Annotated in this window: 15 protein-coding genes; 8 read left to right on the forward strand and 7 right to left on the reverse strand. The window is 66.2% G+C overall.

The features are described from left to right. Positions 1-19: 19 nt before the first annotated feature. The 5 genes from ACN9MV_RS19025 to ACN9MV_RS19045 all read left to right on the forward strand — a co-directional run bounded on the left by ACN9MV_RS19025 (position 20) and on the right by ACN9MV_RS19045 (position 6,214). Positions 20-808 (forward strand): class II aldolase/adducin family protein, encoded by a 789-nt coding sequence (locus tag ACN9MV_RS19025; protein ID WP_426388969.1) that lies wholly within the window; start codon positions 20-22, stop codon positions 806-808. A 32-nt stretch (positions 809-840) separates the two neighbouring features. Then, complete coding sequence (locus ACN9MV_RS19030; RefSeq protein ID WP_097198984.1) at positions 841-1,824, forward strand: Bug family tripartite tricarboxylate transporter substrate binding protein; 984 nt, start codon at positions 841-843, stop codon at positions 1,822-1,824. Continuing rightward, a complete protein-coding gene (locus ACN9MV_RS19035) occupies positions 1,821-2,798 on the forward strand; it encodes a D-2-hydroxyacid dehydrogenase (RefSeq protein WP_426388970.1) in 978 nt (325 codons plus the stop codon). The genes ACN9MV_RS19030 and ACN9MV_RS19035 overlap by 4 nt, the downstream gene beginning before the upstream one ends. Positions 2,799-2,850: 52 nt before the next feature. Next, entirely contained in the window at positions 2,851-3,840 is a 990-nt protein-coding gene (locus tag ACN9MV_RS19040; protein WP_426388971.1) for a tripartite tricarboxylate transporter substrate binding protein, read from the forward strand. An 88-nt stretch (positions 3,841-3,928) separates the two neighbouring features. Next, the gene (locus ACN9MV_RS19045; protein ID WP_426388973.1) at positions 3,929-6,214 is read left to right on the forward strand and encodes a glycoside hydrolase family 3 N-terminal domain-containing protein; all 2,286 of its coding nucleotides are present in this window, start codon (positions 3,929-3,931) and stop codon (positions 6,212-6,214) included. Between the two features lie 28 nt (positions 6,215-6,242). On the opposite strand, the gene ACN9MV_RS19050 is transcribed toward ACN9MV_RS19045, so the two are convergent. Then, positions 6,243-6,620: a hypothetical protein gene (locus tag ACN9MV_RS19050; protein ID WP_093073610.1), complete on the reverse strand. Its 378-nt coding sequence runs from the start codon at positions 6,618-6,620 to the stop codon at positions 6,243-6,245. A gap of 187 nt (positions 6,621-6,807) precedes the next feature. On the opposite strand from ACN9MV_RS19050, the gene ACN9MV_RS19055 reads away from it, so the two are divergent. The 3 genes from ACN9MV_RS19055 (at position 6,808) to ACN9MV_RS19065 (ending at position 8,204) form a co-directional block, all read left to right on the forward strand. Further along, positions 6,808-7,491, forward strand: coding sequence for a class I SAM-dependent methyltransferase (locus ACN9MV_RS19055; RefSeq protein WP_097198980.1), 684 nt, complete (start codon positions 6,808-6,810; stop codon positions 7,489-7,491). A 63-nt stretch (positions 7,492-7,554) separates the two neighbouring features. Then, the gene (locus tag ACN9MV_RS19060) at positions 7,555-7,857 is read left to right on the forward strand and encodes a hypothetical protein (RefSeq protein WP_093055867.1); all 303 of its coding nucleotides are present in this window, start codon (positions 7,555-7,557) and stop codon (positions 7,855-7,857) included. Then, entirely contained in the window at positions 7,854-8,204 is a 351-nt protein-coding gene (locus tag ACN9MV_RS19065; RefSeq protein ID WP_426388974.1) for a VOC family protein, read from the forward strand. The genes ACN9MV_RS19060 and ACN9MV_RS19065 overlap by 4 nt, the downstream gene beginning before the upstream one ends. A gap of 22 nt (positions 8,205-8,226) precedes the next feature. On the opposite strand, the gene ACN9MV_RS19070 is transcribed toward ACN9MV_RS19065, so the two are convergent. The 6 genes from ACN9MV_RS19070 to urtD all read right to left on the reverse strand — a co-directional run bounded on the left by ACN9MV_RS19070 (position 8,227) and on the right by urtD (position 13,426). Next, complete coding sequence (locus ACN9MV_RS19070; protein ID WP_093073604.1) at positions 8,227-9,522, reverse strand: aspartate carbamoyltransferase; 1,296 nt, start codon at positions 9,520-9,522, stop codon at positions 8,227-8,229. A gap of 123 nt (positions 9,523-9,645) precedes the next feature. After that, complete coding sequence (locus ACN9MV_RS19075; protein ID WP_093055861.1) at positions 9,646-9,996, reverse strand: alpha/beta hydrolase; 351 nt, start codon at positions 9,994-9,996, stop codon at positions 9,646-9,648. A gap of 157 nt (positions 9,997-10,153) precedes the next feature. Further along, positions 10,154-10,495 carry a zinc ribbon domain-containing protein gene (locus ACN9MV_RS19080; RefSeq protein WP_093176044.1) on the reverse strand — a complete coding sequence of 114 codons (342 nt, stop codon included), beginning with the start codon at positions 10,493-10,495 and terminating at the stop codon, positions 10,154-10,156. A 14-nt stretch (positions 10,496-10,509) separates the two neighbouring features. Then, a complete protein-coding gene (gene fmdA / locus ACN9MV_RS19085) occupies positions 10,510-11,742 on the reverse strand; it encodes a formamidase (protein WP_093055859.1) in 1,233 nt (410 codons plus the stop codon). 38 nt (positions 11,743-11,780) lie between these two features. After that, positions 11,781-12,470, reverse strand: a complete 690-nt coding sequence (urtE, locus tag ACN9MV_RS19090) for an urea ABC transporter ATP-binding subunit UrtE (RefSeq protein ID WP_093075114.1) — start codon at positions 12,468-12,470, stop codon at positions 11,781-11,783. A 212-nt stretch (positions 12,471-12,682) separates the two neighbouring features. After that, the gene (gene urtD, locus ACN9MV_RS19095) at positions 12,683-13,426 is read right to left on the reverse strand and encodes an urea ABC transporter ATP-binding protein UrtD (protein WP_093055857.1); all 744 of its coding nucleotides are present in this window, start codon (positions 13,424-13,426) and stop codon (positions 12,683-12,685) included. Positions 13,427-13,431: the final 5 nt, after the last annotated feature.

Below are 13,431 nucleotides of genomic sequence, written 5' to 3' on the forward strand. Positions count from 1 at the left end.
TGCATCCGAAGGAAACCCCATGACACGACCCGGCGTACTCCAGATTCCCTCCATGAAGGGCCAATGCTCCGATGCCGAATGGCAGGCCCGCATCGACCTCGCGGCCTGCTACCGGCTGGTGGACCTCTACGGCATGTCCGACATGATGGCCAACCACATCTCCTCGCACGTGCCGGGCGAGAAAGGTGCCTTCCTCATCAACCCCTACGGGATGATGTACGAGGAGATCACCGCCTCCAGCCTCATCAAGGTCGACCAGGACGGCAACATCCTCTCGAAGCCCGACTTCGGCGAGCTGGACTACGGCATCAACAAGGCTGGCTACGTGATCCACAGCGCCGTGCACGCGGCACGGCCCGACGTGGCCTGCGTGATCCACACGCACAGCTGGGCGTCGATGGCGGTGTCGTCGCTCGAATGCGGCCTGCTGCCGCTCACTCAGACCGCCATGCGATTCCTGAAGATCGGCTACCACGACTACCAGGGCGTGGTGCTGAACACCGAGGAGCAGGCCTCGCTGCTGGCCGACCTGGGCGACCGCGAGGCCGTGATCTTCCGCAACCACGGCGCGCTGGTGGTGGGCCGCAGCGTGGGCGAAGCCTTCAACTGGATGCACCGGCTCGAGCTGGCCTGCCGCGCGCAGATCGGTGCGATGTCTTGCAACACGCTGCTGCGGGCCGTGCCGCAGCAGGTGCTGGAAGAAACCTGGAACAACTACCAGCCCGGCACGCGCCGGCCCTACGGCCTCATGGAATGGCCTGCGCTGCTGCGCAAGCTCGACCGGATGGACCCGGGCTTTCGCGACTGAACACCAGACCGACTACCCACGAGAACACAACAATGACACGAGACAAACCTTCTTCCCGCTTCTTCCGGAGCCTCTTCTGCGCCGCGGCGCTGCTGGCCACAGCCGTCTGCGCCACCGCACAGACGGCCTACCCGAGCAAGCCCGTGCGCGTGGTCGTCGCCTTCACAGCCGGCGGCACCACCGACATCCTCGCGCGCGCCGTCACGCAGCACATGTCGGAAAGGCTCAAGCAGTCCTTCATCATCGACAACAAGCCCGGTGGCGGCGGCAACATCGGCACCGAATTCGTGGTGCGCGCACCGGCCGACGGCTACACGCTGATCGTCAATTCGGTCGGCCCGATGGCCGTCAATCAGACGCTCTACAAGAACCTGCCCTACGACCCGCTCACCGACCTTGTGCCGGTGGTGCAGATCGCCGACGTGCCCAACGTGCTGGTGGTCAACCCCGAGGTGCCCGCGAAGACGCTGGAGGAATTCATCGCCTACGCCAAGGCCAACCCCAACAAGCTGAACTACGGCTCCACCGGCGTCGGCACCTCGTCGCACCTGTCGAGCTACATGCTCAGCAAGCGCATCGGGGCCGAGACACTGCACGTGCCCTACAAGGGCGCGAACGCGCTCAACGACCTGCTCGCGGGCCGCGTGCAATTCATGTTCGCGACCATTCCATCGGTCATCGCGCACATCAAGGCGGGCAAGCTCAGGGCCATTGCGGTGAGCAGCCAGAAACGCTCGCGCTCGCTGCCCGACGTGCCGACCGTGGCCGAGAAGGGCTTCCCCGATTTCTCCGCCGGCTCGTGGTTCGGCTTCTTCGCGCCGAAGGGCACGCCAGCCCCGGTAATCGCGCTGCTCAACAAGTCGGTGAACGAGGCGCTGCCCTCGCTCGAGGCGCAGATGATCCGCGAGGGCGCCGACCCGGTGGGCGGCACACCCGAGCAGTTCGGCAAGTTCACGCGCCAGGAGTACGAGAAGTGGAAGGCGATCGTGCGCGAATCGGGCGCAACGGCCGAATGAGCTCGCCGCTGCGCATCCTGATGACGCCGCAAGCCGCGGCGCAGACAGTGCCCGGCCTGCCCGCGGCGCTCGGCGATCGCACCCACGTGCTGGTGAACCCGGGCGACGACGCCGACGTCGCTTTTGTCTCGCGCGACGTCACCGGCCTGTCGACCAAGCACGAGGTGCTGCCGCACACGCAGGCCTTTCACGACGCAATGCGCCACGCGCCCTCGCTGCGTTGGGTACACGCGCATTCCGCGGGCGCCGACCGGCCGGTGTACGGCGAGCTGCGGGCGCGCGGCGTGGAGGTCACGACCTCGTCCGGCGCCAACGCCGGCGTGGTCGTGCAGACCGCGCTGGCAGGCGTTCTGATGCTGGCGCGGCAGTTTCCACAGCTGCTGGCCGCGCAGCACGCACGCACTTGGTCACCGCTCATGGGCAGTGGCCTGCCGCGCGATCTTGCGGGGCAGACGGCAGTGGTCGTCGGCTGGGGGCCGATCGGGCAAGGCCTCGGTGCGCTGCTCGCGGCGCTCGGGCTTCGTGTCGTGTCCGTGCGCGGGAGCGAGGCCCCGGCCGCCGTGCCGGCCCACGAGAGCGTGAGCTACGAACAGCTGCACACAGTGCTGCCGAAGGCGGACTGGCTGCTGCTGGCCTGCCCGCTGAGCGATCGCACGCGCGGCCTCATCGATGCGGCGGCGCTGGCGCACATGCCCGCCGGTGCGCGGCTCGTGAACGTCTCTCGCGGCGAAGTGATCGACGAGCCAGCGCTCATCGATGCATTGCGCAGCAGCGCACTGGCCGGCGCCTACCTCGACGTGTTCGCGCACGAGCCCCTGCCGGTCGACTCGCCGCTGTGGAGCTTGCCCAACGTGATCGTCACGCCCCACAGCGCCGGCCACTCGGACGGCAACGAAGCGCGCGTGGCCGCGATCTTTCTCGACAACCTGCGGCGGTGGGTGCGCAACCAGCCGCTGGTGAACCGCGTGGCGTGAAGCGCGCGCTTTTTTCAATAGCCAATAACAACGACGCCACGACATCCAGACCATGAAATCCTCCCTCCCGCACCCCTCGACTTTTCTGCGCACCTGCATGGCCGCCCTGCTGCTGGCCACCGCCGCGGCGTCTTCCAGCGCGGCCGATTGGCCCGCCAAGCCCATCACCCTCGTCGTGCCCTTCGTGGCGGGCGGCACTACCGACATCGTCGCGCGCACCGTGGGCCAGAAGCTGTCGGAAGCGCTCAAGCAGCCGGTCATCATCGACAACCGCGGCGGTGCGGGCGGCACCGTAGGCGCGGCCATCGCGTCGAAGGCGCCGGCCGATGGCTACACGCTGTTCATGGCCACCATCGCACATTCGATCGCGCCGGGCCTCTACAAGCGGCTGCCCTACGACTTCCAGCGCGACTTCGATCCGGTGGCGCTGGTCGCATCCACGCCCAACGTGCTGATCGTGAACGAGAAGGTGCCCGTGAAATCGGTGGCCGAACTCGTCGCTTACATCAAGGCCAACCCGGGCAAGGTCAACTACGGCTCGGCGGGCAATGGCAGCACGGAGCACATCTCGGGCGAGCTGTTTCGTTCAATGACGAAGACCGACATCGTGCACGTGCCCTACAAGGGCGGCGCGCCGATGATGGCCGACCTGATGGGCGGGCAGATCCAGATGGCCATCGAGACCAGCCCCTCGGCCGCACCGCACATCCGCGCCGGCAAGGTGCAGGCGCTGGCCGTGACCACGAAGACACGTTCGCCCGCCTACCCCGGCGTACCCACGCTCGACGAGGCCGGCCTCAAGGGCTACGACATGACCACCTGGTTCGCGCTCATGGCGCCGCACGGCACGCCGCCCGAACTGGTGCAGCGCCTGAACACCGAGGTGTCGCGCGTGCTGCAGCAGCCTGACGTGGTGAAACGCTTCGAGGAACAGGGCGTGACGGCCGGCAGCATGAAGCCGGCCGAGCTCGCAACCTTCATCGGCAGCGAGACGACGAAATGGGTGAAGGTGGCGAAGGATTCGGGCGCCACCGCAGAGTAAGCACGGCCCCGGCTATCGGAGAAGGCCTACGGCCAGCGCGGAAACCCGCCGAGAGGGCACGGCGGCGTTATCTGGAGAATAGGAGGCCATGCGCATCAGAACCCCGGCTTCCTTTCTCGCTCCCGCCTCCGCCCTTCTCTCCCTCGCGCTCCTGCTTCCCCCTGCATCCGCTGCCCCTGCCGCGGCAGATGCAGCGCTGACGCCCGAGGCCCGCATCGAGGCCCTCATCGCCCGCATGACGGTGCAGGAGAAGGCCGGCCAGCTCACCCTGTACGGCCCCGCCGACATCGACACCCCCAACAACCCCCAGGCCGGCTGGCGCAATGCACAGCAGGAGACTGCCGACGTGCGCGCCGGCCGGCTCACGGGCCTGTTCAACAACGCCGGCCTCGAAGGCAAGCGGCGGCTGCAGCAGATTGCGGTGAACGAGTCGCGCCTGGGCATTCCGCTGATCTTCGGCGCGGACGTGATCCACGGCTTTCGCACCATGTTCCCGATGCCGCTGGCCGAGGCCTCCAGCTGGGAGCCGGACCTGGCCGAACGCACCGCGCGCGCCGCGGCGGTCGAGGCCACGGCCGACGGCTTCCGCTGGACCTTCGCGCCCATGGTCGACATCGCGCGCGATGCGCGCTGGGGCCGCGGCCTCGAAGGCGCGGGCGAAGACGTATACCTCTCGCGGCAGTTCGCAGCCGCCCGCGTGCGCGGCTTCCAGGGCCCCGACCTTTCGCGGCCCGACTCGATGCTGGCCACGCCCAAGCACTTCGCGGCCTACGGTGCGGGCGAAGGCGGGCTCGACTACAACGTGAGCGACATCTCGCAGCAGACGCTGCGCGAGGTGTACCTGCCGCCGTTCCGCGCGGCACTGGATGCCGGCGCGCTCTCGGTGATGAGCGCCTTCAACGAAATCGGCGGCGTGCCCTCCACCGCCAACCACTCGCTGCTCACAGGCGTGCTGCGCGACGAATGGAAGTTCCAGGGCTTCGTGGTCTCCGACTACACGGCCGACGAAGAACTGGTGGAGCACGGCTACGCCGCCAACCCGCGCGAGGCCGCCAAGCAGGCCTTCATGGCCGGCACCGACGTGAGCATGCAGAGCGGCCTGTACATGCGCTACCTGCCCGACCTCGTGGCCTCGGGCGAGGTGCCCATGGAGCGGCTCGACGAGGCCGTGCGCCGCGTGCTGCGCGTCAAGCAGAAGCTGGGCCTGTTCGACGACCCGATGCACGGCCTCGACGGCCCACCCGCCTCGCAGCGCCCCGAGAACCCCGAATTCATCTCACTGGCCCGCGAGAGCGCGCGCCGCTCCATCGTGATGCTGAAGAACGAGCGCATGCTGCTGCCGCTGCCCAAGGCCGGCACGAAGATCGCGCTGATCGGGCCCTTCGCCGAGGGCACCGTCGACCTGATGGGCGCGTGGAGCCTGTTCCCCGGACAGTCGGCACCGGTGGGCATTGACCAGGGCCTGCGCGCGGCGCTGGGGCCCAATTCGTCGGTGAACGTGGTGCGCGGCTCGGGCATCGAGTCGACGCTGCCCGGCGGCATCGACGCCGCGGTGGCGGCCGCGCGCGATGTCGACGTGGTGGTGCTCGCCATCGGCGAGAGCGAGAAGATGTCGGGCGAGGCGCGCTCGCGCAGCGACATCGGGTTGCCGCAGGCGCAGCAAGACCTGGCCGAGGCCGTGGCCGCCACTGGCAAGCCCGTGATCGTGCTGTTGAGCAACGGCCGAGCGATGGCGCTCAAGGGCGCGGTGCGCAATGCGCGCGCCATCCTCGTCACGTGGTTCCTCGGCGTGCAGACCGGCAACGCGATCGCCGACGTCGTGTTCGGCGACTTCAACCCCTCGGGCCGCCTGCCCGTGAGCTTTCCGCAAACGGCCGGCCAGGTGCCCTACTACTACGCCCACAAGCGCACCGGCAGGCCGTCGCCCGAGAACGCGCCGGGCACGTCATTCAAGACGCGCTACCTGGACGCGACGAACGAAGCGCTCTACCCCTTCGGCTTCGGCATCGGCTATTCACCGGTGCGCTACGACAACGTCGAACTGAGTACAGAGCGGCTGCCAATGTCGGAAACGCTGCGCGTGCGCGCCACCGTTACCAACACCGGCCAGCGCGATGCAGAGGAAGTGGTGCAGCTCTACATCGGCCAGCGCGCGGCAAGCGTGACGCGGCCGGTGCGCGAGCTGAAGAGCTTTCGCAAGATCGGCATCGCGCCGGGAGCTTCAGCGGTCGTCGAATTCACGCTCACGGCCGACGACCTGGCGTTCATCGGCCGCGACATGAAGCCGACCGTCGAGCCCGGCGAGTTCGATCTGTGGGTGGCGCCTTCGGCCGCAAGCGGCATCCGCAGGCGCTTCGTGCTCACGCGCGATTGACGCCGGGCGTGCAAGGCGCCGCGGCGGCTCAGTAGGTGGTCGCGCCAGTTGTGTTGGTGGCGTGTGTCATCGCCGCATCCGGCTGGTTCGCAGAAGCCACCGGCGGCTGCACCTGCGATTCCAGAACTTCCGTCGGATGGATGCCGGTGTTCGCGCGAATCGCCTCGGCCTGCACCTGCGCACGGTCGGCGCCCGACACAGGCGCCTGCACCTGCGATTCCAGAACCTCTGTTGCGTGAATGCCGTTGTTGGCGCGCATGGCGTCCTCGGCCACCGCATCGCGCGACTGGGTCGAATGCGAGATCTGCGGATAGTCGGGATCGGCCAGCCCGCCTGCGTGCGCGAGCGATGTCAGCACCAGCGCCGGAACGGCGGCGATGCAGAGGGTTGCGATACGAAATCTCATGGTTGTCTCCTTGAGTGATGACGATGAATTCACTCTAGGACGCGGTACTTACCAGGCCGTGAGAGGCCGCTTACACAGCAGTGAGAGTTTGCTTAGATGAGCGTGAGAAGGCACGCAACCGGCAAGGGCGCATACTGGCCCACCTTTGCTGCACCGGGGCCTCGCACGCGAGACCCTGCTCCCTTCGATGCCGGGCTATCTACTCAAGCTGGAGCGCATCGCCATCGCGGGTGCCGACGACCTCGTCATTCAATCGTTGCTCGATCGGCAACAGTTCTCAGACCCTTTGGGCACGGCTGCCGCGCAGGGAATCTCTTCCGCCTCGTGGCCAATGTTCGGGCTGCTGTGGCCCTCGGGCGCGCAACTGGCCGCGCGCATGGCATTGCACCCCGTGGTGCTGGGCGCGCGCGTGCTCGAGATCGGCTGCGGCCTCGCGCTAGCAAGCCTGGTCGGCCATCGGCGCGGCAACGACATGACAGCGAGCGACTGCCACCCGCTCGCTGGCGGCTTCCTGCTGGAGAACCTTCGGCTGAACGCACTGCCGCCCATGAAATACAGGCGCGGCCACTGGGGCATGCAGGAGACCGGCGCCGACGGCGACGTGCACGGCCTGTTCGACCTCGTGATCGGCAGCGACCTGCTGTACGAGCGCGATGCGGAAGGCCTGCTCGCCGCCTTCATCGGCCGCCATACCAGCCCCGCCGCCGAGGTGTGGATCGTCGACCCGGATCGGGGCAATCGATCGGCATTCAACAGGCAGATGGCGGACGAAGGCTTCGGCATGTGCGAGGAGCGGCTGGACCAGATCGCAACCGTGAGCCGGGCGGCATACAGGGGGCGGTTGCTGACGTATCGGCGTGCGGCTGCTTGAGGCTCTATATTTGGCCGCTTCTGAATCGGAAGGCTGCCTTGTGGAAACAACGAACGCCAGAGCATGACGATCACGCCGAACCACGCCCTGCCCATCGACCACTTCCTTGACCTCGTGTCCGACACGCTGGTCAACAGCTACTGCTTTCGATCGACGGGCCGAGTGACCGCGACGATCGGCAAGAAGAACGGCCCTCTGGCCGGGCCGCTGTTCAACTACCGAGTGGTGTCCGACGACGGCATCGAGATCATCCATTCGGACGGGCGCATCGAACGCTGGACCGGCATCCGCATCGAAGGCGGCCTGCTGCACGTCGAGCGCGACGGCCAACTCCAAACCTTCACGATCAGAAAACCTGCCCCATGAAAGTCAAACGACTGGTCGCCAACTTCGCAACGCCCGAGCCCGCGCGTGCGGCTGTCTTCTACAAGGACATCCTCGGCCTCGATCTGCTCATGGACCACGGCTGGATCCAGACCTACGGCTCGCAGACCGAGATGACGCTGCAGGTCAGCTTCGCATCGGAAGGCGGCTCGGGTACGCCAGTGCCCGATCTGTCCATCGAGGTCGACGACATCGACACGGCCTTCGAACGCATGAAGGCCGCGGGCTTCGCCATCGAATACGGCCCCGCAGACGAACCCTGGGGCGTGCGCCGCTTCTACGTGCGCGATCCGTTCGGCAAGCTGGTCAACATCCTCGCGCACGCCTGACGGCCACGCGCTCTCGCGAGCCTCAATCGAGCCCGTGAAACACGCTGTCGTCCGGCCCGATGTGCGAGGGCGGCGTCCAGGCAGCATCGCGCATCGAGCGGCTGACGAGCTTTTCCACGCCCAGCAGCGTGGCGAAGATCGCCATGCGCACCGGGATGCCGTTGTCGGTCTGGCGGAAGATGGCCAGGCGCGGATCGTTGTTCAGGTCGACGCTCAGGTCGTGCGAGCCGGGGCGGCCATCGCGCGGCAGCGGGTGCATCACCACCACCTCGGGCTTGCAGGCTGATTCGATGAGCGCGCGGTTGATCTCGAATGCGTTGTCGAAGCCCTCCAGCACTTCGTCGTTCGCGAAGCGCTCTTTCTGGATGCGCGTGGCGTAGATGATGTCGGCGCCGGCCAGCGCCTGCGCGGGCGTGGCGGCGGTCTCGACCACATGGCCGTTGCGGCTGACGGCCTCCACGATTTCCGCCGGCATTGCGAGCGACGGCGGCGAGACCAGCGTGAACTTCAGGCCCCGGTACAACGCAAGCAGCTTGATGAGCGAATGCACGGTGCGCCCGTACTTCAGGTCGCCGACCATCGCGATGTGCGCGCCGTCTACCAGCTTGCCCAGGCGCGAGAACTCGCGCTGGATGGTGTACAGGTCGAGCAGCGCCTGGCTGGGGTGCTCGCCCGGGCCGTCGCCGCCGTTGATGACCGGCACGTTGGTGGCGCGTGCGAATTCGGCGACCGAGCCCTGCTCCGGATGCCGCACCACGATCGCATCGGCATAGCCGCTGATGACGCGGCTGGTGTCGTAGATCGATTCACCCTTGGCCATCGACGAGAAAGTGAAGCCCGTGGTGTCGCACACCGAGCCGCCGAGCCGGCAGAACGCCGCGCCGAAGCTCACGCGGGTGCGCGTGCTGGCCTCGAAGAACAGGTTGGCCAGCACGGCCCCTTCGAGCACGCGGCTGACCTTGCGGCGACGCGCGATGGGCTGCATCACGTCAGCCAGCTGGAACAGTTCGTCGATGGCGTCGCGGTTGAACTGGCTGACCGACAGCAGGTGGTGCGAGCCTTCAGTGGCCAGCGCCTGTCGCAGAGCGCCTTCATGTGCGCTTTGCGTATATTCACTGCGCCGCCCGTCTGAAGCCAGAATTTCGCTCACGAAGCGCCGTGCGACTTCGGGCATGGCCCTGAATTCATTGGATTCGTCGGGCAGGAGCCAGGCGTCGAGCGCCCTTCTGCGGCTGCCGATGCGCTCTGCGAAAGCATCACGCGTCATGTTGAGTTGACGCATCGCGTCGCGAAGGAGCACCTGTTGCGGCATGTTCATGGGCCGCAAATATATACTCAATGCGTATATTTTGACAACAACCACAAAGTGATCGGCCATGAAAAAACGGGCCCGAGGGCCCGTTCTTTCTTTTGCAACACCCGGAGGTGTCGTGGTCGGTGCTTACAGGCCAGCTTGGCGCGTGAACGACACGCTGGGCTTCTTGTACGCAGCCGGCACTTCGTCGCGGTAGAACGCGCGGCGGTCGAGGCTGGCGAACGGGTCGTGTGCCTTGGCAACGGCTTCGGCTTGCACGGTCGCGCGGTTGGCGGTCGACGTGAAGGCTTGCGCGCCAGCGCCCGAGGCATCGCTGTATTCGTTGCCAGCACGAGCGGCGGCAACGGCTTGCGGTGCGACTTCAGCGCGGGTCACAGAAGAGTTCACGACGTGCACGCCGTCGTAGGTTTCTGCGTGGGCTCCGGCAGCAGCCAGGAGCGAGAGGGCAGCAGCGGCGAGGATCTTCGAGGCATTCATTTCAATCTCCTTCAAGTGATGGGTTGGTGAGGAGAAGTTTGATCCTGAAGAGCCCTGAAAAACGCCGTCGAAATGAACCACGGCGTTCACAGGATTGAAACAATCAGGGCCTTGAAAAGAAGCCGGTCAATAGGGGTTGCCCCATGAAACGGCAGCCTCAGTGGCTGATCATCCACGGCCGCCTCGAAGGCGCGGACTTGGCCCCGTTGGGCGCCGTCACCGTCGCACCCCGCTTGCCCGAACTGCAGCAGCCGCAGCCCGCCGGATGCTTGAAGCGCGCGTAGTCGCGCGAACTGCCGGGCTCGTGCCGTGCGCGCTCGTTGGTCTCCATGGCGCGGCGCGTGCCCGAGGCCATCAGCGCGAGCCGCGGTGCGGCTGAAAGTACACGCGGCGCGGCGCATCCGCAATCGGGGCATGCGGCGGGCTCGTCGCGCAAGCCCGAAGGCCGCAGCGCCTCGAAGCCGCCGCATTGCCCGCAGGCGTAGTCGTAAGTGGGCATGGCCAGGCTGTCTTTCAACGCAGGTCGTGCGACAGCGGCATGCTGATGCTGCCGTCGATCATCTTCACCGGGCCCGAGGCGTTCGGGTTGATGTCGAAGTCGAAGATGCCCGTGGGCAGCCACAGCGTGGCGCACGAGTTGGGTACGTCGACCACGCCGCTGATGTGGCCCTGCACCGGCGCCGTGCCAAGAATCGAATAGGCCTGCGCACCCGAGTAGCCGAACTTCTTCAGGTACTCGATGGCGTTCAGGCAGGCCTGGCGGTAGGCCACGTTCACGTCGAGGTAGTGCTGCTTGCCGCTCTCGTCGACCGAGATGCCTTCGAAGATCAGGTAGTCGTTGTACTGCGGCGTGATCGGGCTGGGCTTGAAGATCGGGTTCTTGATGCCGTACTTGGCCATGCCGCCCTTGATGAGCGTGACCTTCATGTGCACCCAGCCGGCCATTTCGATGGCGCCGCAGAAGGTGATTTCGCCGTCGCCCTGGCTGAAGTGCAGGTCGCCCACGCTGAGGCCTGCGCCGTCGACGTACACGGGGAAGAACACTTTGGAGCCGCGCGACAGGTCCTTGATGTCGCAGTTGCCGCCATGCTCGCGCGGCGGCACGGTGCGCGCACCCTCGGCGGCGGCCTTCGCCCTCGCCTCGCCGGTCATCTTGCCCATGTGGGCGGTGCCGGCGAACGGCGGATTGGCAAGGCCGGGCACGCGATCGGGGTCGGTGGCAATGAGCGCCTTCTCGCGCTCGTTCCACATGTCGAGCATGGGCTTGTCGGGCAGGCAGCCGATCAGGCCGGGGTGGATGAGGCCCGCGAAGTTCACGCCCGGAATGTGGCGCGAGCTGGTGAACATGCCCTTGAAGTCCCAGATCGATTTCTGCGCCTCGGGAAAGTGGTCGGTGAGAAAGCCGCCGCCGTTCTTCTTCGAGAAGAAGCCGTTGAAGCCCCAGAGGCTGTCCTGCTTGGCGCCGATGTCGAGCAGGTCGACCACCAGCAGGTCGCCGGGCTCTGCACCCTTCACGCCCACGGGGCCCGAGAGGTAGTGCACGGTGCTCAGGTCGATGTCGCGTACGTCGTCGGCGCTGTCGTTGTTCTTGATGAAGCCGCCGGTCCAATCGAAAGTCTCGAGGATGAAGTCGTCGCCCGGGTTGACCCAGCAGGCCATCGGAATGTCCGGGTGCCAGCGGTTGTGAATCAACTCGTTCTCGGTGGGCGACTTGGTCAGATCGACCTTGATCAGCGTGTCCGTCATTTGCAGTGGCTCCTGGTTGGGTTGTGGTTGAACGGAAATCAAACGGAGAGGTAGGCCTTGATGTGGTCCACGTCGGTCTTGTCACGCGCGGTCTCGTGCACGAGGCGGCCGCCTTCGATCACGAAGAGCCGATCAGCCACGTCCATCGCAAAGCTGAGCACCTGCTCGGACACGACGATGGTGATGCCGCGCAGCTTGCGGATCTCGTTGAGCGCCTTGGCGATGTCCTTGATGATCGAAGGCTGGATACCTTCGGTGGGCTCGTCGAGCAGCAGCACCTTGGGGTCGGTGACGAGGGCGCGTGCAATCGCAAGCTGCTGCTGCTGGCCGCCCGAGAGGTTGCCGCCCTTGCGGCTCTTCATGTCCCACAGCACGGGGAACAGCGCGTAGATTTCCTCGGGAATGCGGCGGGTCTTCGAGTTCTCGAGGCCGGTCTGGATGTTCTCTTCCACCGTCAGTGTCGGAAAGATCATCCGGCCCTGCGGCACGTAGGCGATGCCTTTTGCCACGCGGCGGAAGCTCTCGTCGCGCGACACGTCCTGGCCCGCCACTTCGATGCGCCCGCTCTTCAACGGCAGCACGCCCATGAGGCTCTTGAACAGCGTGGTCTTGCCCATGCCGTTGCGGCCCATGATGGCGATGGTTTCGTTGGCATGGCCCTCGAAGGAGATGCCGTGCAGGGCCTCGCTCTGGCCGTAGGCTACGTGCAGGTCTTCTACCTTCAGCATGAGGTTGCTCATATCTTTGGACTCTCTCGGGTTGTGTTCGGGGTGCTTGCACAGGCCGCTGGTGCACGACTGATCAACGACTGCTCTGTCCAACGATCACGACGGCGGGGTGCCTTGCGCAGCGAAATAAAGGAGGAGCCCGAAGGGCGGGGGACATTCGCGGAGCAAGGTACCCCGTCGGCGTGATCGCACCTTGAACGACGGCCCTTCATCTAGTGCCCCAGATAAACATCGATGACCTTGGGATCCGCCTGCACCTTCTCCATGGGCCCCTCGGCAAGGATCCTCCCCTGGTGCATCACGGTGACCTTGTGCGCGATCTGCTTGACGAAGGCCATGTCGTGCTCGATGACGATCACCGCGCGGTTCTGGCAGATGCGCTTGAGCAGGTCGGCCGTGAGCTCTCGTTCGCGCGCGCTCATGCCGGCAATGGGTTCGTCGAGCATCAGCAGCTCGGGCTCCTGCATCAGCAACATGCCAATCTCAAGCCACTGCTTCTGGCCGTGGCTCAGCAGGCCGGCCTCTGTGTCGAGGCGGTCGGCCAGGCCGATCTCTTCCGCAATCGCCTGCACCTTGGCCTTGACCTCGTCGTCGCACTTGAAAGCCAGCGCGCCGAACACCGAGCGGCCCTTCGGGAACGACACCTCCAGGTTCTGGAACACGCTCAGGTTCTCGTAGATGGATGGTGTCTGGAACTTGCGGCCGATGCCCAGCCGCACGCGCTTGTGCTCGGCCATCTTCGTGAGCTCGGTGTTCTTGAACTTGATGCTGCCCGCGCTCGCGCGCGTCTTGCCGCAGATCAGGTCGAGCAGCGTGGTCTTGCCTGCCCCGTTGGGGCCGATGATCACGCGCAGCTCATTGCGGTCGATGTACAGCGTGAGGTCGTCGATGGCCTTGAATCCGTCGAAGGAGACGGTGAGATCTTCCACGGCGAGCGCGAAGTCGGTGTTGCTCATGAGGG

Origin of the sequence: Variovorax sp. R-27 (assembly GCF_049913215.1) — a bacterium.
Lineage (GTDB): Bacteria > Pseudomonadota > Gammaproteobacteria > Burkholderiales > Burkholderiaceae_C > Variovorax.